Origin of the sequence: Polaromonas sp. SP1 (assembly GCF_003711205.1) — a bacterium.
In the GTDB taxonomy this organism is placed as follows: Bacteria; Pseudomonadota; Gammaproteobacteria; order Burkholderiales; family Burkholderiaceae_C; genus Polaromonas.
The window spans coordinates 698,585-719,497 of sequence record NZ_CP031013.1 but is presented as its reverse complement, the minus strand read 5'-3'; the positions used below and the strand labels follow the sequence as shown (position 1 = coordinate 719,497).

The window sequence follows — 20,913 nt, the reverse complement described above, 5'->3', positions numbered from 1 at the left end:
GGACCAAATTATTCATGGCATACCAATTATGGGTATTGTGGTTTACCACTACAAAACCGGCCTCTGGCCCTCCCTAAGATGGCGCCATGCAAGAACTCACTCCGGCGGCGCTGCCCGCCTTGGCCGAACGCGGCATCACGACCCCCCTTTTTGACAGAAATCCTTCCGGCATCGGCGTGGTGCATCTGGGCTTGGGCGCTTTTCACCGGGCGCATCAGGCCGTGGTGTTCGATGCCCTGCTTCACAACGGTGACGCGGGCTGGGGTGTTCTGGGCGTGGCGATGCGCTCCACACAGCTCGCCGATGCGCTGGCGCAGCAGCAAGGCGTGTACTCAGTGCAAATCAACAGCCACGCCGGCCGCAGCTGGCAGGTGGTGGGCTCGGTACTCGGCACCTGCGTGGCGGCGCGCGAGCCGGAGCGTGTGATCGGCGCCATCGCCGCGCCGTCCACGCGCTGGGTGACATTGACGGTGACCGAGAAGGGCTACGGCCCGGACCTGGCGGCGCTGCTGGTCAAGGGCTTGTTGGCGCGCCGCCAGGCCGGCGCCGGCGGGCTGACGATTGCCTCCTGCGACAACCTCACCGACAACGGCCGCAAACTGCAAAAGCTTTGCCTGGAGCAGGCGCGCGGCGAGAGCGATGCGCTCGCCGGCTGGATAGAACAACACTGCGCCTTCCCCAACAGCATGGTCGACCGCATTGTGCCGGCCACCACGCCCGAAAGGCTGCAGGAAGCCGCCGAAGCGCTGGGCGTCGCCGACCAATGCGCCGTCGCGACCGAAGGTTTTTGGGAATGGGTGATGGAAGACCGTTTTGCCGACCCCGCCGACGCCAAGGTGCTGGCCTCGGCCGGCGTGAAGGTGGTGGCCGATGTCCGGCCCTTCGAGCAGGCCAAGCTCTACATGCTCAACGGCAGCCATTCAGCCATGGCCAACATGGGCGCGGTGCTGGGCTTGCCCACCGTGCATGAATGCATTGCCCAGCCCGACCTGCAGCGCTTTGTGCACGGCCTCATGACGCAGGAAGTCATGCCCCACCTGGCGCGCCCCGACGCGGCCGCCTACCGCGACGCCTTGCTGGCGCGCTTTGCCAACCCGGCGCTCAAGCACAGCGTGCACCAGATCGCGACCGACAACTCGCAGAAGATCCCGCAGCGCTGGGTGCCTTCGGTGGTGGCGCAACTGGCCCGTGGCGGCAAGGTAGAACACCTGGCGCTGGCCGCTGCGGCGTGGATGCGTTATTGCCTGGGCGAAGACGAAGCCGGCAAACCCTACGCGCTGAACGACCCGCTTGCGCAGACGCTGCAGGACGTCGCCAGGAAGCATCGCGGTGATGTGGCCAAGACCGTGGACGCCTTGCTGGGCGCCGGTGCGATCTGGGGGCAAGAATTGCCGCGCGACCCACGCTGGGCGTCGCGCGTGGCGCATTGGCTGGAGCGTACCCAGTCAGTCGGGCTGCTGGGCGCGATCAAGGAACTCAATAGCGCTTGAATGCCTTCAGCACGGGCCGTTAAAGACTGAGGCCCACCTTGTTCGCCGCACCCACGATTTCTTCCCAGGTGCCGGCGTCGACCTCAATGCCGTCCTGCTCGCGTTGCAGCCGCGCGCGGCGTTCCGGCTCGCCCGCGATCTGCACCGCGTTCACACCGTCGGCCGGTGGGCTTTTGCGCAGCCATTCGACAAAAGCCAGTGCATCGGTTTCCATGGCCGACTGGGTGCCCAGCTTGCCGGGGTCGATCAGGATGGTGAGCATGCTGTTATAGACCGCACGCACGCTGACGGTAGGGTGGTGCCAGGTGCCGCCGCCGGTGAGCGCGCCGCCCAGCAGCTCGCACGCCACCGCCAGGCCGTAGCCCTTGTGTTCGCCAAAAGGCATCAGCGCGCCAAAAAAACCGTTGGCTTGCGGCACCACCACAACGCCCGGGTCGGTGGTGGGCTGGCCGTGTTCGTCGATCAGCAAACCCGGCTGTACCGACTTGCCCTGGTTGTGCGCCACGCGCATTTTTCCCTGGGCCACGCGGCTGGTCGCGAAGTCAAGAACGAAGGGTGGCTGGTCTTTTAAAGGGATTCCGATGCAGCAGGGGTTGGTGCCGTAGCGCCCATCGCTGCCGCCCCAGGCGGCCACGACCGGCCGCGTCATCACGTTCACAAAATGCAGCGACACCAGACCCTGGGCGACTGCCATTTCGGCGAAGTGCCCGATGCGTCCCAGGTGGTGCGATTCGGCCAGCGCCATGATGCAGCTGCCGTGGGTTTTGGCGCGCGCCATGCCCAGCGCCATTGCCTGCTCACCGATGGACTGGCCATAGCCGCGCTGGCCGTTCAGGCTGAGCAGCGAGCCGGTGTCCAGCAGGGTTTTGACTTCGGCGTTCGGCGTCAGCCCGCCTTCGAGCACGGCGTCGACGTAGCGCGGAAGCATGCCGATGCCGTGAGAGTCGTGGCCGCTCAGGTTGGCCATCACCAGGTTGGCGGCGACCTTCTCCGCCTCAGCGGGCGAACTGCCGGCCGCTATAAAAATGCTAGCTGCTTGTGCACGCAGGTATTGGGCTTGAAGCACTTTTTGCATATAAATCTTTACATCACCGCGCCGACTTGCCAGGGTACAAATTCGTTTTGTCCGTAGCCGTGTTTCTCGCTTTTGCTGGGCTCGCCGGATGCCGTGGCCAGCACCATCTCGAAAATGCGCTGCCCCATCTCCTGAACCGACACGCCGCCGTCGATGATCTCGCCGCAGTTGATGTCCATGTCTTCCTCTTGCCGCTGCCACAGCGCCGAGTTGGTCGCCAGCTTGAGCGAAGGCGAGGGCGCGCAGCCGTAAGCAGAGCCGCGTCCGGTGGTAAAGCAGATGATGTTGGCGCCGCCGGCCACCTGGCCCGTGGCGCTGACCGGGTCGTAGCCCGGCGTGTCCATGTAGACAAAACCGTGCGCGCCCACCGGTTCGGCGTATTCATACACCGCCTCGAGGTTGGAGGTGCCGCCCTTGGCGACCGCGCCCAGCGATTTTTCCAGGATGGTGGTGAGGCCGCCGGCCTTGTTGCCGGGCGAGGGGTTGTTGTTCATCTCACCCTCGTTGATCTCGGTGTAGTGCTCCCACCATTTGATGCGTGAGATCAGTTTCTCGGCGATGTCGGGCCGCACAGCGCGCCGCGTCAGCAAATGTTCGGCGCCGTAAATCTCGGGCGTTTCGCTGAGGATGGCCGTGCCGCCGTGCGCCACCAGCAAATCCACCGCCGCACCCAGCGCGGGGTTGGCGCTGATGCCGGAGTAGCCGTCAGAGCCGCCGCACTGCAGGCCGATGGTGATGTGCGCCGCGCTGCAGGGCTCGCGCTTGACCTTGTTCGCCTCGGGCAGCATCTCCTTGATCATCGCGATGCCCTTGGCCACGGTTTTGGCCGTGCCGCCCGTGTCCTGGATGCTGAAGACGCGCAGGGTCTCGCCCTCGCGCAGGCTGCCGTGCGCCAGCCAGGCGTTGATCTGGTTGGACTCGCAGCCCAGGCCCACCACCAGCACGCCGGCAAAGTTGGGGTGGGTGGCGTAACCCGTCAGCGTGCGCTGCAGGATCTGCAGGCCCAGGCCCTCGCTGTCCATGCCGCAGCCGGTGCCGTGCGTCAGCGCGACCACGCCGTCGACGTTGGGAAAGTCCTTGAGCGCAGACGGATTGTTCTGGCGCGAGAAATGGTCGGCAATGGCACGTGCCGCCGTGGCCGAGCAGTTCACGCTGGAGAGGATGCCGATGTAGTTGCGCGTGGCTACACGGCCGTCGGCCCGCTTGATGCCCATGAAGGTGGCCTCGCGTTTGGCCGGTGCCGGTTTCACGTCGGCGCCGAAGGCGTAATCGCGCGCGAAGTCGCCCTTGTCCGGGCCCATGTCGAGGTTGTGCGTGTGCACGTGCTCGCCCGGCGCGATCGGCTTGCTGGCAAAACCGATGATCTGGTTGTAGCGCCGCACCGGCTCGCCCCCGGCCAGCGCGCGCGTGGCGATCTTGTGGCCGGCTGGGATCAGGCCGCGCACGGTGATGTTTTCAACCTGCGTGCCGCCCACCAATTGGGCGCGGGCAATCAGGACGTCATCGGCGGGGTGGAGGCGGATAAAGGGTGTCATGGTCTGGATCTGTATGTTTTCATCGGGGGCGCGGGGTTCATTTCAGTAGAACATCTTCGGCAACCAGAGTACCGCCGCAGGGAAGTAAGTGATGATGCCCAGGCTCAATAACAACGGTACCAACCAGGGCAAGATGGCCATCGTCGTTCGCTCAACTGAGAGGTTGGCCACGCGCGCGAGCACAAACAGCACCATGCCCATGGGCGGATGCAATAGGCCGATCATCAGGTTCAGCACCATCACCAGCCCGAAGTGCACCGGGTCAATGCCGAGTTGCGCCGTGATGGGCAACAAAATCGGAACGAGGATGGTGATCGCGGCGGTCGGCTCCAGGAAGCAGCCGACAAACAGCATCAGCAGATTGGCCAGCAGCAAAAACACCCAGGGGCTCTGGGTAAAGCCCAGCACCCACGAGGCGATGGCGGTCGTCACGCCGGTGGCCGTCAACATCCAGCCGAAGATGGACGCGGCCGCGACGATAAAGAGCACCGTGGACGTCGTCTCGACCGTGTCGAGGCAGACCTTCACGAACATCTTGAACTTGAGCGCCTTGTACCACCAGAAACCCAGAACCATCGCCCACACGCAGGCGGCAATGGCGCCCTCGGTCGGCGTGAAAAGCCCGGTCGTCATGCCGCCAATCAGCAGCACCGGCGTCATGATGGGCAGCACCGCCTCGAACTTGAAGATCTTGTCGAGCACGAAGAGCGCAACCAGCCCTGCGATCACCGTGACCTGCGCCGGCGCGCCGGCCTTGGTGATCAGCAGCCACAGCACCAGCGGCCAGGCTGCGACGACGCCGAGCTCGATCAGTGCCTTGGCCAGCTTGCTGCCCGAGAACTTGATGTCGGCGCCCCATCCGTTCTTGTGCGCAAAGTAAGCCACCGTCAGCATCATCAGCACCGCCATCAACAGGCCCGGCAGCAGGCCGGCCAGGAAGAGCGCGCCGATGGACACGTTGGCCATCATTCCGTAAATCACAAAAGGCAGGCTGGGCGGGATGATGGGGCCCAGCGTGGCCGAGGCGGCTGTCACGCCGACGGCGAATTCGGAGGAGTAGCCGTGTTCCTTCATGGCCTTGATCTCGATGGTGCCCAGGCCGGCCGCATCGGCAATCGCCGTGCCGCTCATGCCCGCAAAAATCACCGAGCCCAGCACATTGACATGGCCCAGGCCGCCCTTGAGCCAGCCGACCAATGCCAGTGCGAAGTTGTAGATGCGCGTGGTGATGCCGGCGTTGTTCATCAGGTTGCCGGCGAGGATGAAGAAGGGAACGGCCAGCAGCGGAAAGCTGTCAATGCCCGAGACCATGCGGTGAATCACCACAAACGGCGGCAGGTTGCCGGTGAACAGGATGTACACCAGCGAGGCGCCGGCCATGGCGATGGCGACCGGGATGCCGGCGCCCATGAAGATCAGGAAAAATATTTTGAGCATGATGGTGAGGGTTCGCGTTCAGCGGTCTTCCATGGTGGTCTCGGGGCGCTCCAGCACGCTGTAGCCGCGGCGGTAATGGATGCGGGCCACCTGGATCGCGCGCACCAGCATGGCGGCAAAGCCCAGCAGGCACAGGCCGTAGACGATGTTCATGGGCAAATCCACAATCGTCATGCGCGTCTGGTTGCCGATCTTGGCCATCATCTGCACCGTCATGAAAACGGCCGCGCCGTAAAAGCCGATGCGCAGCACGTCCGTCACCGTCGACATGATGCGGCCCATCTTTGCCGGCATGTGGCGGTAGAAAAAATCCACCTGGATATGGTTGTTCTTGGCCACGCCGATGGCGGCGCCTATGAACACCACGGCGATCAATTCATAGCGCGCGATTTCTTCTGTCCACGCGGCCGAGTCATTGAAGACATACCGTGTGATGAACTGGTACAGCACCGTGGCGCCCAGCACCCAGAAGAAGCCCAGTGCCACCCAGCCTTCGAGGGTCGTTCCTGACAGGTCCACCGCCTCGTCCTCGGTGTGGAACGAGCCGTCGTCGCTGATGATTTTTTCGCTCATCGTGTCTCTCTTTTTTGTTACGCGTAGAAGTGGTGCAAAAGCCAGCCCGGATGGGCTGGCTGCGCATGCCGGGGCTGCCGTTATTTCAGATTGATTATTCGGTCGTAATCGGCTTGGCGATAACCCTGGTCGGCCGGCGAAGTGTTCTTCAGCACCGCAGCGCGGAAGGCGTTCTTGTCGACCGTGATCACGTTGTTGCCCTTCTTCTTGAACTCTTCGACCAAGCGGGCTTCAGAGGCGATGATTTCGCGGCCGGTTTTTTCGGCGGCTTCGAGCATCACGTCGCTGAAGATCTTCTTTTCATCCGCGCTCAGCTTGCCCCACAGCTGGCCCGACACCACGGTCAGCAGCGAATCCACGATGTGGCCGGTCAGCGAAATGTTTTTCTGCACTTCAAAGAACTTCTTGGCTTCAATCGTCGGCAGCGGGTTCTCCTGCGCGTCGACCGTGCCGTTCTGCAGCGCGAGGTAAACCTCGGCAAAGGCAATCGGCGTCGGGTTGGCGCCCAGCGATTTCGGGAAAGCCATGTAAGCCGGTGCGTCCGGCACGCGGATTTTCAGGCCCTTCATGTCCTCAGGTTTGGTGATGGGCCGTGCCGCGCTGGAAGTGACATGGCGCGCGCCGTAGTAGTTGAGCGCGGTGATGTGGTTGCCGCTTTTCTGGTCGTAGCCGGCGGCCAGCTCCCTGAACACATCGCTGTTGGCAAACTTGAGCTGGTGCTCCGCGTCGCGGAAGATGAAGGGGAAGTAGCCAATGGCCAGCGGCGGGTAGGTGCGGCCGGCAAAGCTTGCGCCCGTGAGGATGATGTCTACCGTGCCCAGGGTCAGGCCCTGGTTGATGTCGGCTTCCTTGCCCAGCGTGGAGGCGGGGAACACCTGGATCTCGTATTTGCCGTTGGTGCGTTTTTTGATCTCGTCGCCGGCCCATACCGACCATTTGTGAAACGGTTCCGACGTCTCATAGACGTGCGCCCATTTCAGTTTTGTTTGTGCCGATGCAATGCCGGAAAGGCCCAAAGCCCCCATCATCATTGCGCATGCAGCTATGGTTTTAATAGCGGATCGTTTTTTATGGAATGCGGTCATGTTGTCTCCTCAAAGGGTGGTTGCTGGCATTAAAAAGAAGCGGCGGTGCGCACCAGCACGCGCGCCGTTGTGAGAGGGGAGGCGTTCATTTTTTGAGCGCCTCCTGGTTTTTGGTGCGGCGCCAGCTCACGCTGAAGCGCTTGTGGGACTGGTCCATGTGCGCATGCATGGCCACCCGCGCGGCATCGGGGTCGCGGTTACGCACCGCGTCAAAAATCGCCTGGTGCTCGGTGATGGCCGAGCGCCAGGAATCGACGGTCTCGAAATGCCCGCCCAGCCGCTCAAACAGCGGGCCGCGCCGTGAATCCCAGAAGCGCTGGATGGTCTCGATCAGCACCACGTTGCCGCAGGACTCGACGATGGCGGTGTGAAAGGCGCGGTCGCCCTCCAGCGGCAGCACGCCGCGGTCGGCATCCGCCTTCATGCTGGCCAGGGCTTTGTCCATGGCGTCAATGTGTTTGCGTTTGGCCTGGGTGGCTGCCATGGCGGCGACTTCGCCTTCGACCACACGGCGGGCGCGTATCAGCTCCAGCGGGCCCCATTCGTCGGGCGATATTTCTGCCGTCCTTCCGTTGCCATTGCCGTCGTGGCTGGGCGCCTTGCTGCGGTCCAGCACATACACGCCCGAGCCGGTGCGCACCTCGACCCAGCCTTCGACTTCCATCGCAATGAGCGCTTCGCGCACCGAAGGCCGGCTCACGCCCAGCTGCCGCGCCAGGTCGCGCTCGGCCGGCAGGCGTGCGCCCACGGCCCATTCGCCGGCAGAGATCAGCGTACGCAGCTGCTCGGCGATCTGGCGGTACAGGCGTTGCGGTTCGACGGTTTGCAGGGGCATGGGCGGAAAAAGAACCGAAAAAGGACAAAGGCGGGACTTAAGGGTTAGCCAGAATTGGACAAGTGGTCAGGCCAATTAATAATCCCATGAAACCCCCGGGCCAACATCCGGCAAAACCCTGTAGGAGTGAAGATGAGACTTGAAGGAAAGAAAGCACTGGTCACCGCAGCGGGCCAGGGCATAGGGCACGCCACTGCATTGGCACTGGCGGCCGAGGGCGCGCAGGTCTGGGCGACAGACCTCAAGCCCGAACTTCTGGCGAGCTACAAAGGCGTGGCCAACATCACCGCGCTGCCGCTCGATGTGCTGGACAAAGCCGCCATCCAGAAGCTGGTGGGCAGCCTTCCGCCGCTGGACATTCTTTTTAACTGCGCCGGCTTTGTGCACGGCGGCACGGCGCTGCAGGCCACCGATGAAGAACTCGAGTTCGCCTTTCACCTCAATGTGCGCGCGCAGTTCTGGATGATCCAGTCGGTGCTGCCCGGCATGCAGGCCAAAAAAGGCGGCAGCATCATCAACATGGCCAGCGTCTGCGGCAGCATCAAGGGCCTGCCCAACCGTTTTGTCTACGGCACCACCAAGGCGGCGGTGATCGGCCTGACCAAAAGCGTCGCGGCCGACTTTGTGGCCGACGGCGTGCGCTGCAATGCCATCTGCCCCGGCACGGTCGACACGCCCTCGCTGCAAGACCGCATCAACGCCAACGACGACCCGGTGGCGGCGCGCAAGGCCTTCATCGCCCGCCAGCCGCTGGGCCGCCTTGCGCAAGCGCATGAGATTGCGCCGCTGGTGGTGTTCCTGGCCAGCGACGAAGCGGCGTTTGTCACCGGCCAGGCCTATAACGTTGACGGCGGGATCACCATATGAACCAGCTTGACCTCAAAGGGCGGCACGCCGTCATCACCGGTGGCGCGGTCGGCCTGGGTTTTGCGATTGCCCAGCGCATGCTGGCTTCAGGCGGCACAGTCACCTTATGGGACATCAACCCCGACGCGCTGGCCAAAGCCAAATCCGCATTGGGCGCCGGTGTGCACACCGTGGCGGTCGATGTGGCCAGCCATGCCAGCGTGGTCGAAGCGGTCAAACAAACCGTGGCCCACAACCCGGCCGTCGATGCGCTCGTCAACTCGGCCGGCATCACCGGCCCCAATGTGAAGCTGTGGGACTACCCGCCCGAGCAGTGGATGCAGGTGCAGCAGGTCAACCTCAACGGCCTCTTCTTTTGCTGCCGCGAGGTGGTGCCGCATATGCGCACGCGCAACTACGGGCGCATCGTCAACATCGCCTCGGTGGCCGGCAAAGACGGCAACCCGAACGCCAGCGCCTACAGCGCCAGCAAGGCCGCCGTGATGGCGCTGACCAAATCGTTGGGCAAGGAACTGGCCGACACCGGCATACGCGTCAACTGCGTCACGCCGGCCGCGGTGAAGACGCCCATCTTTGACCAGATGACACCGGAGCACATCCAGTTCATGCTCTCGAAAATCCCTATGGGACGCTTCGGCACGCCCGATGAGGTGGCTGCCATGGTCAGCTGGCTGTGCACCGAAGATTGCTCTTTCTCGACCGGCGCCGTGTTTGACCTCTCCGGCGGCCGTTCCACTTACTGATTCACACCCTTCACTCATCAAAAAGGAAAACCATGAAACTCGTTCGTTATGGCAACCCCGGCAAGGAAAAGCCCGGCCTCATCGACGCTGACGGCAAGCTGCGCGACCTGAGCGCCGTCATCAAAGACATCGGCCCCGAGCAATTGGGTGACGCGGCAATTGCCAAACTGCGCAAACTCAAGACCGACAAGTTGCCGCTGGTCAAAGGCTCGCCGCGTTACGGCAGCCCGGTCACCGGTGTGCCCAAGTTCATCGCCATCGGCCTGAACTATGCCGACCATGCGGCCGAATCCGGTTTGCCGATTCCGGCCGAGCCGGTGGTCTTCATGAAAGCCACCAGCTGCATTCAGGGCCCGAACGACCCCATCATGCTGCCCAAGGGCTCGGTCAAGACCGACTGGGAAGTCGAGCTCGGCGTGATTATCGGGAAAACCGCGCGTTACGTGTCGCAAAAAGAAGCGCTCGATTACGTGGCCGGCTACTGCACCATCAACGACGTGAGCGAACGCGAATTCCAGATCGAGCGCGGCGGCACCTGGGACAAGGGCAAAGGCTGCGACACCTTCGGGCCGCTCGGCCCCTGGCTGGTCACCCGCGATGAAGTGCCCAACCCGCAAAAGCTGGGCCTCTGGCTTGAGGTCAACGGCAAGCGCGTTCAAAAGGGCAACACCAAAACCATGATTTTCAGCGTCGCCAAGATCGTCAGCTACGTCAGCCAGTTCATGACGCTGGAGCCCGGCGACGTCATCACCACCGGCACCCCGCCCGGCGTAGGCCTGGGCATGAAGCCGCCTGTGTATTTGAAGAAGGGCGACAAGGTTTCGCTGGGCATCGAAGGCCTGGGCGAACAGCACCAAACCGTCATTGCCTATAAGAAGTAACCCAAGAGAGCAGCGCCTGCGGCCCGGCGAAGCCGGTTCCGCAGCTGCCCGGTGAAATTCTTCAACCCGGCACAGCCCTGCAGGTTTATGCATCAAATCGGCCTCTAGCCCAGGCAGGGCATGCACAAGTAGCTCCCAATTTGATAGCGCTCAGCATAAAGCGCACGACTGTTGGGGCTAAGTAGTTACCCTCCCTGACCTTAGAGCTCGTTCCCTATAAGCAGGCCCCAAACAACCCCTGCTTGCTGATGGTCATCAAAGTGTTGCAAAATAGAACGACCGTTCGTTTTATTTTGTAGCACCTCATGGCCATCACAGAACTCCCCGCTAAAGCCTCCCGCGCCCCGGCAACGGGTAGCGCCGTGGCCAAAAGCCAGCAAAAAGGCCAGCAGACCAAGGCCGCCATCGTCGATGCCGCCTTGGGCCTGGCCACGCAGATCGGGCTGGAAGGCCTGAGCATCGGCGCGCTGGCCGAGGTCATGCGCATGAGCAAATCGGGCGTGTTCGCCCACTTCGGCTCGCGCGAAGAGCTGCAGATTTCCGTCATCCGCGAATACCACGTGCGCTTTGAAGAAGAGGTCTTCTTCCCGGCGCTGCAGCAGCCGCGCGGTTTGCCGCGTCTGGCGGCGCTGTTTCACAACTGGATGAAGCGCACCTCGCTCGAAATTGACTCGGGCTGCCTCTATATCAGCGGCGCCGTTGAGTTTGACGACAGGCCGGGCCCGGTGCGCGATGCGCTGGCAGGTTCGGTGCGCACCTGGCTGGCGGCCATGTACCGCGCCGTGGTGCAGGCCAAGGAGGCCGGCCACCTGCGCGCCGATGCCGACGAACACCAGATGGCCTTTGAAATCCACGGCCTGATCCTGGCGCTGCATTACGAAGCCCGCTTCCTCAAAACGCCGGGCTCCATGGACCGCGCCAACACGGGTTTTGCCAACATCCTGGCGCGTTACGGCAGCGATGCCGCCGCGACTTCCCCCACCTCCGCTTCGCCGAAGAAATCTTCCGGCAAAGCCTCCCCTTCCAAACCGGTTTAACGCTAAAGGACCTACCCACCATGCCACAGTACAGCCCACCCCTGCGCGACATGCAATTCGTCATGCACGAAGTGCTCAAGGTCACCGATGAATTCAAGGCCATCCCCAAGCACGCCGACGTCGACGTCGAAACCATCAACGCCGTGCTCGAAGAAGCCGGCAAGTTCGCTGCCGAAGTGACCTTCCCGCTGAACATCAGCGGCGACGAAGAGGGCTGCAAGCTCGACAAGACCACGCACGAAGTCACGCCGCCCAAGGGCTTCAAGGAAGCCTACGCGCAATACGTTGAAGGCGGCTGGGCCGCGCTGAGCTGCGACCCCGAATACGGCGGCCAGGGCCTGCCTTTTGTGCTGAACCAGTGCCTCTACGAAATGCTCAACTCGGCCAACCAGGCCTGGACCATGTACCCCGGCCTGTCGCACGGCGCATATGAAGCCCTGCACGCGCACGGCACCGACGAGCAGAAAAAGCTCTACCTGCCCAAGCTCACCAGCGGTGAATGGACCGGCACCATGTGCCTGACCGAGCCGCATTGCGGCACCGACCTGGGCCTGCTGCGCACCAAGGCCGAGCCGCAACCTGACGGCACCTACCGCCTGACCGGCAACAAGATCTTCATCAGCGCCGGCGAACACGACATGGCCGCCAACATCGTGCACCTGGTGCTGGCCCGCCTGCCGGATGCGCCCCAGGGCAGCAAAGGCATCAGCCTGTTCGCCGTGCCCAAGTTCAACATCGGCAAGGACGGCGCACTCGGCTCGCGCAACGGCATCTACTGCGGCGGCCTGGAGCACAAGATGGGCATCCACGGCAACGCCACCGCGCAGATGGTGCTCGAAGACGCCGTCGGCACCATGGTGGGCGCGCCCAACAAGGGCCTGGCCGCGATGTTCGTGATGATGAACGCCGCACGCCTGGGCGTGGGCAACCAGTCGCTGGGCCTGACCGAAGTGGCTTACCAGAACGCGCTGGCTTACGCCAGAGACCGCATCCAGATGCGCTCACTCTCCGGCGTCAAGGCCAAAGACAAACCGGCCGACCCGATCATCGTGCACCCCGACGTGCGCAAGATGCTGCTGACGGCCAAGGCCTATGCCGAAGGCGGCCGCGCGCTGGCGATCTACTGCACGCTGCTGCTCGACAAGGAACTGCACCACCCTGATGAGAAGGTACGCAAGGACTCCGGCGAAATCGTCGCCCTGCTCACGCCCATCGTCAAAGCCTTCCTGACTGACAACGGCCACATCTCCACCAACGCCTGCATGCAGGTCTTCGGCGGCCACGGCTTTATCAAAGAGTGGGGTATGGAGCAGTTTGTGCGCGACAACCGCATCAACATGATTTACGAAGGCACCAACACCATCCAGTCGCTGGACCTGCTGGGCCGCAAGGTGCTGGGCAACAACGGCGCCACGCTGAAGAAATTCGGCAAGGTGATTGGCGCGCTGATTGCCGAAGAAGGCGTCAACGAGAAGATGGCCGAGTTCATCAACCCGCTGGCATATCTCGCCGACCAGATGACCAAGTTCACCACCGAGCTGGGCTTCAAGGGCTTCCAGAACCCCGACGAAGTGGGCGCTGCCGCGGTGGATTATCTGCGCGTGGCCGGCCACCTGGTGTTCGGTTACTTCTGGGCCTTGATGGCGCAAACCGCATTGCGCGAAATCGCTGCCGGCAATACCGACAAGTTCTATGTGGCCAAGCTGCAGACGGCGCGTTTCTATTTCGCCAAGCTGTTCCCGGAAACCGCAACGCTGATGCGCACCGCACGCGCGGGCAGCAAGTCCTTGATGGAAACCGACGAAGCGCTGGCTTGAGCGTTCTGAACCAATCAAAGGGAGACACCATGAAAAATAAACTGTTGATGATCGTTTTGGGTTTGATGGCCATCCCTGCGCTGGCCCAGAACACGCCGGTCGGTTTGTGGCGCGGTTTCGACGAAAAAACCGGCGACCCGAAAGTGGAGATCCGCATCGCTGAAGCCGGCGGCGTGCTCAACGGCAAGGTCGAGAAGCGCCTGTCCCCCGGCGTCAAGCCCGACGACGTTTGCACCGAATGCAGCGATGACCGCAAAGACAAGCCCCGGCTGGGCCTGGAGATCATTCGCGGCGCCAAGAAGTCACCCGACGCCGATGTCTGGGAAGGCGGCAAGATCCTCGACCCGGACAACGGCAAAAGCTACTCCCTCAAGATGACCCCGATTGAAGGCGGCAAGAAGATGGAAGTCCGCGGCTCCATCGGCCCATTTGGCCGCACCCAAACTTGGGTCCGTGTTAACTGATGGCACACCCCGCCTGCGGCTCACTGCGTGTAGCCGCACCCCCCCTTGCAGGGGCGACAGCAGTGGCCCGGCAAAGCCGGTTCCACGCTGTCACTCGCCAGGGATGAAGAAGAGATTCGAAGAAAAGTAATTCATAAGGAACGAAACAGATGTCACGATTCCAAGTCAAGAAAGTCGCCGTCCTCGGCGCCGGCGTCATGGGCGCGCAGATTGCCGCCCACCTGGTCAACGTCAAGGTGCCGGTGATCCTGTTCGACCTGCCTGCCAAGGAAGGCCCGAAGAACGGCATCGTCATCAAGGCGGTTGAAGGCCTCAAGAAGCTCAAGCCTGCTCCGCTGGGCGTCCCTGAAGACGCAGCGCTTATCCAGCAGGCCAACTACGAAGAGAACATGGAGCAGCTCTTGGAATGCGACCTCATCATCGAGGCGATTGCCGAGCGCATGGACTGGAAGACCGACCTCTATCACAAGATCGCGCCCTTCATTGCCGAAGGCGCCATCGTGGCCAGCAACACCTCGGGCCTGTCGATCACCAAACTCAGCGAAGCGCTGCCTGAATCCATCAAGCCGCGCTTTTGCGGCATCCACTTCTTCAACCCGCCGCGCTACATGACGCTGGTCGAGTTGATCAACACGCCGACCACCGAACCCAAGGTGCTGGACGACCTGGAAGCGTTTGTCACCAGCGCGCTCGGCAAGGGCGTGATCCGCGCGCACGACACGCCCAACTTCATCGCCAACCGCGTGGGCATCGCCAGCATGCTGGCCACCATCAAGGAAGCCGAGACCTTCAAACTCAGCTACGACGTGGTCGACGACCTGACGGGCAAGAAGCTGGGCCGCGCGAGCTCAGGCACCTTCCGCACCGCCGACGTGGTGGGCCTGGACACCATGGCCCACGTCATCAAGACGCTGCAGGACAACCTTGGCCCCGGCAAGGTGGAAGACCCGTTCTCCGATGTGTACGGCACGCCGCCCGTGCTGGCCAAGCTGCTCGAATCGAAAAGCCTGGGCCAGAAGACCGGCGCGGGCTTCTACAAAAAACAGGGTCGCGACATCCTGCGCCTGGACCCCGAGAGCATGGAATACGTGCCCGCCGGCGCCAAGGCCAATGAAGTCGTCGGCCGCATGCTGAAAAAACCCGCGGGCGAGCGCCTCAAACTCCTGCGCGAAGCCGAAGGCGCCGAAGCGCGTTTCCTCTGGGCCATCCTGCGCGACCAGTTCCACTACGCTGCCGTTCATTTGGAAAGCATTGCCGAAACCGCGCGCGACATCGACTTCGCCATGCGCTGGGGCTTCGGCTCCAAGCAAGGCCCCTTCGAGCTGTGGCAGCAAGCCGGCTGGAAGCAGGTCGCCACCTGGATCCAGGAAGACATCGACGCCGGCAAGGCGCTGTCCAAAGCGCCGCTGCCGGACTGGGTCTTCAAGGGCCCGGTGGCCGACGCTGGCGGCGTGCACACGGCTGAAGGTTCGTGGAGCGCTTCGGCCAAGAAATTCATCCCGCGCCGCAAGCTGCCGGTGTATGAGCGTCAGTTCTTCCCCGAAGACGTGCTCGGCGCCAAGGCGCCCGCATTCGAGACCGCAGGCACCACGCTGCATGAAGACGACGCGATCCGCCTCTGGACGCTGGAGGGCGCAAACGCCGACGTGCTGATCGCCAGCATCAAAACCAAGATGCACGCCATCAGCCCCGACGTGGCGGAAGGTCTGGCCATGGGTGTGGACCTGGCCGAGAAAAGCTACAAGGGCATGGTGATCTGGTCCAACGACGAGATGTTCTCGGCCGGCGCCGACCTGCAGGCCATGTTGCCCGCCTTCATGATGGGCGGTGCCAAGGCGATCGAAGGCGCTGAAGCCGAACTGCAGAACGTGATGCTCAAGCTGCGCTACGCGGCCGTGCCCGTGGTGTCGGCCATCCGTGGCCTGGCCCTGGGCGGCGGCTGCGAAATGGCGGTGTATTCCGCCAAGCGTGTGGCAGCGATGGAAAGCTACATCGGCCTGGTCGAAGTCGGTGTGGGCCTGGTGCCCGGCGCCGGCGGCCTGGCCTATATTGCCCGCCGCGCCGCAGAAAACGCCGGCACCTCGACCAACAAGGACATCCTGCCTTTCCTCACCGAAGGTTTCACCGCCGCCGCGATGGCCAAGGTCGGCACCAGCGCGATTGAAAGCCGCAAGATCGGTTATCTGCTCGACAGCGACGTGATCGTGCCGAACAAGGATGAGCTGCTGTTTGTCGCGCTGAACGAGGCGCGCGCGCTGTTCAACTCCGGCTACCGCGCACCGCACAAGCGCCAGTTCCCGGTGGTGGGCCGCAGCGGCCTGGCCACCATCAAGGGCCAGCTGGTCAATATGCGCGACGGCGGCTTTATCAGCGCGCACGACTTCCACATCGCCGGCTTGATCGCCGGCGTGGTGTGCGGCGGTGACGTCGATGCCGGCACGCTGGTGACGGAAGAGTATTTGATGACGCTGGAGCGCAAGGCCTTCTGCTCGCTGCTCGAGCATCCCAAGACGCAGGAACGCATCATGGGAATGATGAGCACGGGTAAGCCCGTCAGAAACTGATGAGCAACCACAAGCCCAATCGCCTGGAACGCCAGCTCGCGCAGCTGAAAGACGTGCCCGCGTTCGCGCGGCCGTGGTTTCGCAGCGTGGTGCTGCGCCGCGCCGTGCCCTTTACCGGCACGGCCAAGCTCGACTTTTTGCAGATGACGCCCGCGATGGTGGAAATCGGCGTGAAGAATGAAAAGCGTGTGCAAAACCACATCGGCGGCGTGCACGCTTCGGCGATGAACCTGCTGGCAGAAACCGCCACCGGCATGGTCGTCGGCATGAATGTGCGCGACGACTGCATCCCGCTGGCCAAAGAACTCAAGATGGCGTTCAAAAAACGCGCCACCGGCGCCCTGCGCGCCGTGGCCACGCTGAGCGACGAGCAGCGCGCCGCCATGCAGGCCAGCGACAAGGGTGAAGTCAACGTGCCGGTCATCGTGACCGACGAAGCCGGCGTCAACCCGGTCGAATGCGAATTTGTCTGGGCCTGGATTCCCGCCGGCCCGCGTAAAAGTTAACCGAGAAATTGAAGGAAACCATCATGGCCAAACAAGTCCAGGAAGCCTACATCGTCGCCGCCACCCGCACGCCCATCGGGCGCTCGGGCCGCGGTTATTTCCGCAATATGCGGCCCGACGATCTGCTGGTGAAAGCGCTGCAGGCGGCGCTGGCACAAGTGCCTTCGCTCGATCCGAAAGCGATTGAAGACATCATCTGCGGCTGCGCGATTCCTGAAGGCCCACAAGGCCTGAACGTGGCGCGCATCGGCGCGGTGCTGGCGGGCCTGCCCACCAGCGTGGGCGGCATCACCGTCAACCGTTTTTGCGCCTCCGGCCTCTCGGCCATCCAGATGGCAGCCGACCGCATCCGCGTGGGCGAAGCCGACGTGATGATCGCCGCCGGCACCGAAAGCATGAGCATGGTGCCCATGTCGGGCAACTCGCCTTCGCTCTCGCCCAATATGTTCATGAACGACGAGAACGTCGGCATCGCCTACGGCATGGGCCTGACGGCCGAGAAGGTCGCCCAGCAGTGGAAGGTCTCGCGCGAGGCGCAGGACCAGTTCGCGCTCGAGTCGCACCTCAAGGCCATCAAGGCACAACAGGCTGGTGAATTCGCCAACGAGATCACGCCAGTCGAAGTGACCGACCGCACGGCCAACCTGGAAGCCGGAGAAGTGATTTCCAAGACGCGCACCGTGAGCCTGGACGAGGGCCCACGCCCCGACACCTCGCTCGAAGGCCTGGCCAAACTCAAGACGGTGTTTGCCGCGCGCGGCTCGGTCACCGCCGGCAACAGTTCGCAGACCTCTGACGGCGCAGGTGCCCTGGTGCTGGCCAGCGAAAAAGCCGTCAAGGATTTCGGCCTCAAGCCGCTGGCCCGCTTTGTCAGCTACGCCGCCAAGGGCGTGCCGCCCGAAATCATGGGCATAGGCCCGATCGAAGCCATTCCTGCGGCCTTGCGTTACGCCGGCCTCAAGCAGGAAGACATCGACTGGTTTGAACTGAACGAAGCTTTCGCCGCGCAGTCGCTGGCGGTCATCAACACGCTCAAGCTCGATGCATCCAAGGTCAACCGCATGGGCGGCGCCATCGCGCTGGGCCACCCGCTGGGTGCCACCGGTGCCATCCGCGCCGCCACCGTGATCCATGCCTTGCACCGCCACCAGCTGAAATATGGCATGGTGACCATGTGCGTGGGGATGGGCCAAGGCGCTGCGGGCATTTTTGAACGGGTTTGAGGATCCCCGCTTTCTTCAAGCTTTTTGATGCTCTAGCCCAAGTCCCGCTTTGGGTTAGAGCTATCAAATAGATAGCAAGCTTTGTCAGTGATGGGAGCCGGCACAGACCGGCACGGGTAACAACAGGAGACCATCATGCAGATCCAGACTCTGGAAACCGGCGCCGCGCAGCTCTCACTGCGCGTGTACGACGCTACCCAGTCCGCGCACACCAGCGTGGTGATAGGCGGCGCGATGGGCGTGCGGCAGCATTACTACGCGCCGTTTGCCGAATGGCTTTCGAGCCAGGGCTTTCGCGTCACCACCTTTGACTACCGCGGCTCGGGCGACTCACTGCCCGCCACCGCCAATGGCAGCCTGCGCGGCTTCAAGGCCGACCTGCTTGATTGGGCCAGCGACTACGAAGCCGTGGTCGATGCCGCCAAGGCGGCGCTGCCGGATGCGCCGCTGTACCTGCTCGGCCACAGCCTGGGCGCGCAACTGCCGGGCTTCCTAAAGAACCAGGGCAAGGTCGACGGCCTGGTCAGTATTGCCGCCGGCAGCGGCTACTGGCGTGACAACGCGCCGCAGCTGCGCCGCCTCATTTTGTATTTTTGGTACGTGCTGGTGCCGCTGGCCACACGCCTCTTCGGCTACTTTCCGGGTCGCACGCTGCGCAAGGTGGGCGACCTGCCAGCCGGCGTGATGCTGCAGTGGCGCAAGTGGTGCCTGAACCCGCAGTACAGCGTGGGCGCCGAAGGTGAGAGCGCGCGCCTGAGCTACGGAAAAGTCAGCTTTCCCGTCACGGCGCTGTCCATCACCGACGACGAGCTCATGACCTGGCGCGGCACGCAAAACCTGATCAACCTGTATGCCAACGCGCCGCGCACCTTTGAGCGCATCGCGCCGGCCGATCTCAAGGTCAGGCGCATCGGGCACTTCGGTTTCTTCCGCGAGCAGTTCAACAGCACCCTGTGGCCGCGCGTGCAGCAGATCCTCGAAGGCATGGCAGGTGTCGCCAAGAGGGCGGCATAAAACGCCATGCGTGCGCATACTGCAGGCATGACGACATCACATCCCCTTGACGAAGCGCTGCGGCTCGAAGCCGCCGGCAACGGCAGCCCGGGCACGTGGCAGGGCCATACCCATGCTGATTACTGGAACATGGTCGGCCCGTTTGGCGGCACCACCGCCGCCACGGCCCTGCGCGCCATCCTGATGCACCCGGCCTTGCTGGGCGAGCCGGTCGCGCTCACGGTGAACTACGCGGCGGCCGTGGCCGAAGGCGCGTTCACAGTCACCGCCAGGCCTGTGCGCACCAACCGATCGACCCAACACTGGGCAGTGGAGTTGTCACAGGCCGATGCGGCCGGCGGCGCCCTGGAGGTCGTGATGACGGCCACGGCCGTCACGGCCGCACGCCGCGAGACCTGGAGCCAGAGCGACACCCCCATGCCCGCAGCGGCCTCGCCGGATGCGGCGGCCCGCCTCCAGGTCTCCAGCGCCGCATGGACCAGCCGCTACGACCTTCGGCCGGTGCGCGGCGTCATCCCGCCCGTGTGGGACGGTAGCGGCGAAGACAGCCTGACCCAACTGTGGGTGCGCGACGACCCGCCGCGCCCGTTGGACTTCCCGGCGCTTGCCGCCCTGTCCGACGTGTTCTACCCGCGCGTCTGGCTGCGCCGCGCCACGCGCGTGCCGGCAGGCACGGTGTCGATCACCACCTACTTCCATGCGGACAGCGCCCAGCTGGCGCAATGCGGCGATGGCTTTTTGTTCGGCCAGGCCAGGGCGCAGGCCTTTCGCAACGGCTTCTTCGACCAGACCGCGCAACTGTGGAGCGAAGCCGGCGTGCTGCTGGCTACCAGCACGCAGATCGTCTATTACAAGGAATGAGACACTTGGCGTCTCAATCGGAAAACACCATGAACACTCCCACCTCCATCAGCCCGGTTTCTACCGGCAGCATCCCCGAAATCCTGGTCCACGTCGACGCAGGCGTGATGACCATCACCCTCAACCGTGTGGACAAGAAAAACTCCATCACCGCCGCCATGTATGGCGCCCTGGCCGATGCGCTGGAGTCCGCCAATCACGACGCGGCTGTGCGCGCGGTAGTGATCCAGGGCCACGAAACCATTTTTTCCGCCGGCAACGACATCGCCGACTTTTTGAACAACCCGCCCGCCACATCCGACTCGCCGGTGTTCCGCTTCCTGCGCGGCATCAGCAGTTTTCCAAAGCCCCTGGTCGCGGCGGTGTGCGGCCCGGCCGTGGGCATTGGCACCACATTGCTGCTGCATTGCGACCTGGTTTATGCCGGCGACAACGCCGCGTTCTCGATGCCCTTCGTCAACCTGGGCCTGTGCCCGGAAGCGGCATCGAGCTTCCTGGTGCCGCAACTGATGGGTTACCCGCGCGCGGCTGAAGCGCTGCTGCTGGGCGAGCCTTTCATGGCCGAGACCGCACTCGAGATCGGCCTGATCAACCGCATCGTGCCGCCCACCGAAGCCAACGCACTGGCGCAACGCCAGGCACAAAAGCTGGTGGCCAAGCCGCTCAGCGCGCTGATGGAAACCAAACGCCTCATGAAAAAAGGCAACGCCACCGTGGTGGCCGAGCGCATGGCGGAAGAGGGCGCCAGCTTCGGCCGCATGCTGGGCGAGCCGGCCGCGCGCGAGGCCTTCTCGGCGTTTATGGCTAAGCGCAAGCCGGATTTCTCGGCCGTCTAACGCGCACGCCGTCTTGCAAGGCCTTTCTTCTTTTGTAAGAATAATTGGCCTCTAGCCTTTATAGGGTATA

At 63.3% G+C, this 20,913-nt stretch carries 19 protein-coding genes; 13 read left to right on the top strand and 6 right to left on the bottom strand.

Annotated features, from left to right (window positions below; genetic code table 11):
* Positions 1-86 precede the first annotated feature (86 nt).
* Positions 87-1,490: a mannitol dehydrogenase family protein gene (locus tag DT070_RS03390; RefSeq protein WP_122954142.1), complete on the top strand. Its 1,404-nt coding sequence runs from the start codon at positions 87-89 to the stop codon at positions 1,488-1,490.
* A gap of 19 nt (positions 1,491-1,509) precedes the next feature.
* On the opposite strand, the gene DT070_RS03385 is transcribed toward DT070_RS03390, so the two are convergent.
* From DT070_RS03385 to DT070_RS03360, 6 genes are all read right to left on the bottom strand, one after another.
* Entirely contained in the window at positions 1,510-2,565 is a 1,056-nt protein-coding gene (locus DT070_RS03385) for a malate/lactate/ureidoglycolate dehydrogenase (RefSeq protein ID WP_122954141.1), read from the bottom strand.
* Positions 2,566-2,573: 8 nt separating this feature from the next.
* Positions 2,574-4,100 carry a UxaA family hydrolase gene (locus DT070_RS03380; RefSeq protein WP_122954140.1) on the bottom strand — a complete coding sequence of 509 codons (1,527 nt, stop codon included), beginning with the start codon at positions 4,098-4,100 and terminating at the stop codon, positions 2,574-2,576.
* A gap of 42 nt (positions 4,101-4,142) precedes the next feature.
* Positions 4,143-5,537, bottom strand: a complete 1,395-nt coding sequence (locus DT070_RS03375; protein WP_122954139.1) for a TRAP transporter large permease — start codon at positions 5,535-5,537, stop codon at positions 4,143-4,145.
* 18 nt (positions 5,538-5,555) lie between these two features.
* Positions 5,556-6,110 (bottom strand): TRAP transporter small permease, encoded by a 555-nt coding sequence (locus tag DT070_RS03370; RefSeq protein WP_122954138.1) that lies wholly within the window; start codon positions 6,108-6,110, stop codon positions 5,556-5,558.
* A gap of 80 nt (positions 6,111-6,190) precedes the next feature.
* A complete protein-coding gene (locus tag DT070_RS03365; protein ID WP_122954137.1) occupies positions 6,191-7,195 on the bottom strand; it encodes a sialic acid TRAP transporter substrate-binding protein SiaP in 1,005 nt (334 codons plus the stop codon).
* A gap of 85 nt (positions 7,196-7,280) precedes the next feature.
* Positions 7,281-8,030 (bottom strand): FadR/GntR family transcriptional regulator, encoded by a 750-nt coding sequence (locus DT070_RS03360; protein WP_122954136.1) that lies wholly within the window; start codon positions 8,028-8,030, stop codon positions 7,281-7,283.
* A gap of 132 nt (positions 8,031-8,162) precedes the next feature.
* On the opposite strand from DT070_RS03360, the gene DT070_RS03355 reads away from it, so the two are divergent.
* The 12 genes from DT070_RS03355 to DT070_RS03300 all read left to right on the top strand — a co-directional run bounded on the left by DT070_RS03355 (position 8,163) and on the right by DT070_RS03300 (position 20,843).
* Positions 8,163-8,897: an SDR family oxidoreductase gene (locus tag DT070_RS03355; protein WP_122954135.1), complete on the top strand. Its 735-nt coding sequence runs from the start codon at positions 8,163-8,165 to the stop codon at positions 8,895-8,897.
* Positions 8,894-9,640: an SDR family NAD(P)-dependent oxidoreductase gene (locus tag DT070_RS03350; protein WP_122954134.1), complete on the top strand. Its 747-nt coding sequence runs from the start codon at positions 8,894-8,896 to the stop codon at positions 9,638-9,640. Before DT070_RS03355 ends, DT070_RS03350 begins: the two co-directional genes overlap by 4 nt.
* A gap of 32 nt (positions 9,641-9,672) precedes the next feature.
* Positions 9,673-10,521 carry a fumarylacetoacetate hydrolase family protein gene (locus DT070_RS03345; protein WP_122954133.1) on the top strand — a complete coding sequence of 283 codons (849 nt, stop codon included), beginning with the start codon at positions 9,673-9,675 and terminating at the stop codon, positions 10,519-10,521.
* A gap of 305 nt (positions 10,522-10,826) precedes the next feature.
* Entirely contained in the window at positions 10,827-11,558 is a 732-nt protein-coding gene (locus tag DT070_RS03340; protein ID WP_122954132.1) for a TetR/AcrR family transcriptional regulator, read from the top strand.
* A 20-nt stretch (positions 11,559-11,578) separates the two neighbouring features.
* Positions 11,579-13,375 carry an acyl-CoA dehydrogenase C-terminal domain-containing protein gene (locus DT070_RS03335; RefSeq protein WP_122954131.1) on the top strand — a complete coding sequence of 599 codons (1,797 nt, stop codon included), beginning with the start codon at positions 11,579-11,581 and terminating at the stop codon, positions 13,373-13,375.
* Positions 13,376-13,404: 29 nt separating this feature from the next.
* Complete coding sequence (locus DT070_RS03330; protein ID WP_122954130.1) at positions 13,405-13,839, top strand: DUF2147 domain-containing protein; 435 nt, start codon at positions 13,405-13,407, stop codon at positions 13,837-13,839.
* 149 nt (positions 13,840-13,988) lie between these two features.
* The gene (locus tag DT070_RS03325; RefSeq protein WP_122954129.1) at positions 13,989-16,403 is read left to right on the top strand and encodes a 3-hydroxyacyl-CoA dehydrogenase/enoyl-CoA hydratase family protein; all 2,415 of its coding nucleotides are present in this window, start codon (positions 13,989-13,991) and stop codon (positions 16,401-16,403) included.
* On the top strand, positions 16,403-16,909 hold the full coding sequence (locus tag DT070_RS03320; protein ID WP_122954128.1) for a DUF4442 domain-containing protein: 507 nt from the start codon (positions 16,403-16,405) through the stop codon (positions 16,907-16,909). Before DT070_RS03325 ends, DT070_RS03320 begins: the two co-directional genes overlap by 1 nt.
* Positions 16,910-16,932: 23 nt before the next feature.
* Positions 16,933-18,132: an acetyl-CoA C-acyltransferase gene (locus tag DT070_RS03315; RefSeq protein ID WP_122954127.1), complete on the top strand. Its 1,200-nt coding sequence runs from the start codon at positions 16,933-16,935 to the stop codon at positions 18,130-18,132.
* A 135-nt stretch (positions 18,133-18,267) separates the two neighbouring features.
* A complete protein-coding gene (locus DT070_RS03310; RefSeq protein WP_122954126.1) occupies positions 18,268-19,146 on the top strand; it encodes an alpha/beta fold hydrolase in 879 nt (292 codons plus the stop codon).
* 27 nt (positions 19,147-19,173) lie between these two features.
* Complete coding sequence (locus tag DT070_RS03305) at positions 19,174-20,007, top strand: acyl-CoA thioesterase II (protein WP_122954125.1); 834 nt, start codon at positions 19,174-19,176, stop codon at positions 20,005-20,007.
* 29 nt (positions 20,008-20,036) lie between these two features.
* A complete protein-coding gene (locus DT070_RS03300) occupies positions 20,037-20,843 on the top strand; it encodes an enoyl-CoA hydratase (protein WP_122954124.1) in 807 nt (268 codons plus the stop codon).
* The last annotated feature ends 70 nt before the right edge of the window (positions 20,844-20,913 follow it).

Coding starts and splice junctions, on each gene's coding strand:
- DT070_RS03325 (WP_122954129.1), top strand. CDS start 13,989: ATGTCACGATTCCAAGTCAAGAAAGTCGCCGTCCTCGGCGCCGGCGTC.
- DT070_RS03350 (WP_122954134.1), top strand. CDS start 8,894: ATGAACCAGCTTGACCTCAAAGGGCGGCACGCCGTCATCACCGGTGGC.
- DT070_RS03315 (WP_122954127.1), top strand. CDS start 16,933: ATGGCCAAACAAGTCCAGGAAGCCTACATCGTCGCCGCCACCCGCACG.
- DT070_RS03355 (WP_122954135.1), top strand. CDS start 8,163: ATGAGACTTGAAGGAAAGAAAGCACTGGTCACCGCAGCGGGCCAGGGC.
- DT070_RS03385 (WP_122954141.1), bottom strand. CDS start 2,565: ATGCAAAAAGTGCTTCAAGCCCAATACCTGCGTGCACAAGCAGCTAGC.
- DT070_RS03310 (WP_122954126.1), top strand. CDS start 18,268: ATGCAGATCCAGACTCTGGAAACCGGCGCCGCGCAGCTCTCACTGCGC.
- DT070_RS03300 (WP_122954124.1), top strand. CDS start 20,037: ATGAACACTCCCACCTCCATCAGCCCGGTTTCTACCGGCAGCATCCCC.
- DT070_RS03330 (WP_122954130.1), top strand. CDS start 13,405: ATGAAAAATAAACTGTTGATGATCGTTTTGGGTTTGATGGCCATCCCT.
- DT070_RS03365 (WP_122954137.1), bottom strand. CDS start 7,195: ATGACCGCATTCCATAAAAAACGATCCGCTATTAAAACCATAGCTGCA.
- DT070_RS03335 (WP_122954131.1), top strand. CDS start 11,579: ATGCCACAGTACAGCCCACCCCTGCGCGACATGCAATTCGTCATGCAC.
- DT070_RS03375 (WP_122954139.1), bottom strand. CDS start 5,537: ATGCTCAAAATATTTTTCCTGATCTTCATGGGCGCCGGCATCCCGGTC.
- DT070_RS03390 (WP_122954142.1), top strand. CDS start 87: ATGCAAGAACTCACTCCGGCGGCGCTGCCCGCCTTGGCCGAACGCGGC.
- DT070_RS03340 (WP_122954132.1), top strand. CDS start 10,827: ATGGCCATCACAGAACTCCCCGCTAAAGCCTCCCGCGCCCCGGCAACG.
- DT070_RS03305 (WP_122954125.1), top strand. CDS start 19,174: ATGACGACATCACATCCCCTTGACGAAGCGCTGCGGCTCGAAGCCGCC.
- DT070_RS03360 (WP_122954136.1), bottom strand. CDS start 8,030: ATGCCCCTGCAAACCGTCGAACCGCAACGCCTGTACCGCCAGATCGCC.
- DT070_RS03345 (WP_122954133.1), top strand. CDS start 9,673: ATGAAACTCGTTCGTTATGGCAACCCCGGCAAGGAAAAGCCCGGCCTC.
- DT070_RS03320 (WP_122954128.1), top strand. CDS start 16,403: ATGAGCAACCACAAGCCCAATCGCCTGGAACGCCAGCTCGCGCAGCTG.
- DT070_RS03380 (WP_122954140.1), bottom strand. CDS start 4,100: ATGACACCCTTTATCCGCCTCCACCCCGCCGATGACGTCCTGATTGCC.
- DT070_RS03370 (WP_122954138.1), bottom strand. CDS start 6,110: ATGAGCGAAAAAATCATCAGCGACGACGGCTCGTTCCACACCGAGGAC.